General features: G+C 37.8%; 2 protein-coding genes. Both read right to left on the reverse strand.

The features are described from left to right. Window positions 1-216: 216 nt before the first annotated feature. The gene (locus F6K57_RS40425) at window positions 217-2,424 is read right to left on the reverse strand and encodes an NHLP family bacteriocin export ABC transporter peptidase/permease/ATPase subunit (RefSeq protein WP_293074554.1); all 2,208 of its coding nucleotides are present in this window, start codon (window positions 2,422-2,424) and stop codon (window positions 217-219) included. A 212-nt stretch (window positions 2,425-2,636) separates the two neighbouring features. Then, window positions 2,637-3,348 (reverse strand): GNAT family N-acetyltransferase (locus F6K57_RS40430; protein WP_293074558.1); only part of this gene is annotated, 712 nt, incomplete at its 5' end.

Consider the following 3,348-nt stretch of genomic DNA (forward strand, 5'->3'; position numbering starts at 1 on the left):
AAGTACCCCAGAATTGGGGGATTTAGGGGGCTTTAATAAAACCAGATGATCGCGCATTCATTCCTTAATTCAGCAACGCCTAAAATCCTGTATACCTTATAGTTATGAAAAACGCTATAAATTTTTAAAATGTGTTTTATAGAGGATTGATAGGGTGTATTGGAAGAGATAAGACGTTGATCTGTCATTTTTTTCTATTTCAGATTGGATTACCACTCAATGACTACTGATGAGGTGTTGATAGGTTCCTGCTTGTTGGCGTAATTGTTCATGGGTTCCCCGTTGAACAACTTTTCCTCTATCCAGGACAATAATTTCATCACAATCTCGAATGGTACTTAGACGATGAGCAACGACAATGCAGGAACACCCACGCCGTCGTAAATTACGATCAATGATTAATTCTGTTTCTGCATCTAAAGCACTAGTTGCCTCATCTAAGACGAGAATGGTAGGATTTCTCACTAAAGCGCGAGCAATTTCAAGGCGTTGTCGTTGTCCACCACTGAGATTTGCTCCCCCTTCACTCAGTGGAGCATCATATCCTTTTGGCTGAAACAGGATTGATTCGTGAATGGCGGCATCAGTGGCAGATTTAACTAAATCTGATTCAGGAATGGTGGTATCCCAAAGGGTTAAATTCTCTCGAATTGTACCCGCAAAAAGAAAAATATCCTGTTCAACCATTGCTAAGGAATTGGCAAGAACAGCACGCGGAATTTGACTGCGAGGAATACCATCAAAAAGGATTTCCCCCTGCCAAGGGACATATAATCCACAGGCTAATTTAGCAATGGTTGATTTTCCTGAACCACTACTACCGACTAAAGCAATTCTTTGCCCCGGTTTGATAATTAAATTAAAGTCTTCAATCAGGGAAGATTCTAAGCGAGAATACCCAAAACTGATGTTACGAAATTCTACATTACCCTGTAATTTAAATGAATCGGAAGTTAGAGCATCATTATTGATGGGACGAGAAAACTGATGGGTCTGACGAGTGGCTTCTTCATCAATAGGATTTTGCAGCACATCATCAAGGCGATTAATATCAGCTTCTAATTCTTGTAAGGTACTCCCAAAATTAATCAGTTCATTAATGGGTTTGAGAAAGCTACTGGTTAAAAGTTGATAAGCAATTAGCATTCCAATGGTTAGTTCTCCCTTGATAACCCGTAAGCCTCCGATTAGCAAGATAGAGGCTGTAGCTAAAGCGGTTAACAGATTGGGAAGTGCATTGAGAATTTGTGTTTGTAGCCCTAATTTTTGTTGAGCGTTTAAGGCTTTAGTATAATAACCGGCAAATCGAGTAAACAGATCTGATTCCAGTCCAGATGCCTTAATGGTTTCAATTGATTGAATGCCACCAATCGCTGTACCAGCTACTTTTCCATATTCTTGGGCTAAACTAATATTGGCATCTGTGCGATTACGAGATAAGTATTGAAGGGCTATAAAGTTAAAGCTGGCAAATAGAATCGTGATCGTGGTTAAGAGTATATCATAAGTAAACATTAATAGGGCATAAAGCCCCATCATGATCACATCAATAACAGTGGTGGCTAGACGGCCAGAAATTACGTCTGCTACCCGATCATTGAGTTGAGCGCGATCGCTGATTTCACCCGAAAACCGTTGAGCATAAAATCCTACAGGTAAGCGTAAAATATGCCAAACAAATTGTCCGGACATACTAACCGAGAGTTTGACTAAAAGTCGGCGTAATACTTTTAATTGCAGACGGGCAAGAAGTCCCTGAACAATTGCAGTAATCACCATTGCCAATAACATCGGTCTCAGCCAGTCTTGATAATCTTCTATTAAAATTTTATCCACAAAGACTTGGCTAAACATAGGGACTATCAACCGAGGAAAGGTTAGAATTAATCCTACTAATATAGAGAATAAAATTGAGTCATGAGATGTTTGTAACCGATTCTTTAGAGAAGAAAATATACTTGTTTTTTTTCCGGTTTTTTTAAAATCTGGGCCAGGTTCCATCACTAGAACTATTCCAGTGTAACCTTGGCTAAATTCTTCTAACGATAGTTTACGGGGACCCGTTTCTGGATCATTAAGGTAAACACAATTTTTGCCAAACCCTTCTACAACCAAAAAATGGCAAAACTCCCAAAATATGATAAAGGGCGGATTTAAAGTTTTTAAGTTTTCCAATGACTTTTTAAACCCTTTAGCAGTCAAACCATAGGTTCTGGCTGCTTTAAGTACACTAGAGGCTTTACTGCCATCCCGTGATACACCACATACTTTTCTTAATTCAGCAAGGGGAACAAAGCGGTGATAATAACCCAAAATAATGCCTAATGATGCTGCTCCGCACTCTACTTCTTCCATTTGTATGAGGGTAGGGGTGCGGACACGCTTGCTTATTTTAGTATTGATACTTTGGGTTAGGGTTAACATGTTTAAGTTTTACTTTAATAATTAAGAATTAACAAAATGATTTTTCAAATAATCTGATTTCTCCCCTAGAGGTTAAGTAAGGTAACATATATTTATTGAGTAAAGGTCAGTGGTTGATAGAAAAAAGCTTGTCCAAATTTATCAATACGATTTAATTCATACATCATAACTTTAATTAATCAATTAATATCTGAGACCATAAATAGCAGTCCTCAAATCCAAGGTTTTATTAAAGCTTTAAAACTTACTCGACTTTCTTCAAAAGAAGTTAAGTAAGGACTCATGTGTTTCTTTACAAAATTACTCATAGCAGTATTTGTTATTTGTACAGAGCAAACGCAGTTAGGAATATTTACTTGTGCTTGAAGTTGAATAGCATTCACAACTAAAGTCATTCCTCTAGCCCTTTTTTGTAGATCCTTTCTAACAAACATTGAGCTATAACGGATAGTATCAGGTGCAATCCTATGGGTAATAACCCATCCTACAACCTGTCCTCGATATCGTAAGCCTAAACTGTTTAGAGGTTCTAATTCTTTCTCGTATTTCCAAGGAACTAAATCAGGATCAATCCAAGGGTGTTGTTGTTGTTGCTCTTCAATTGTCCTACGTTCAGCTTGAGTTATTTCTATCCAGGGAAATATTTGATAGGAAGAAGACATACTCAACTGCATCCAAGGTGCTTTAGCAATTTTATCTGTTGTTGATTGACATATTAATCTTCGAGATTCTGGGGGACTCCAATTACACTTACGCAAAAGGGATTCTAATTCTAAAATTCCTGATCTGCCAGTTGTATAAATTAATTCAACCTCTTGACATCCCCTCAATGATAACACTTTTTCTATACGGGTTAATAGTGCTGTACCAATTCCTTGACCACGATAGTTTGGCTTTACAAAAAGGGAAAGCACCTCTGCTGAA

It is taken from the genome of Moorena sp. SIO4A5, from assembly GCF_010672005.1.
In the GTDB taxonomy this organism is placed as follows: Bacteria; Cyanobacteriota; Cyanobacteriia; order Cyanobacteriales; family Coleofasciculaceae; genus Moorena.

Excerpts from the sequence above, each read along its gene's own strand:
- F6K57_RS40425 (WP_293074554.1), bottom strand. The coding sequence starts at position 2,424 with ATGTTAACCCTAACCCAAAGTATCAATACTAAAATAAGCAAGCGTGTC.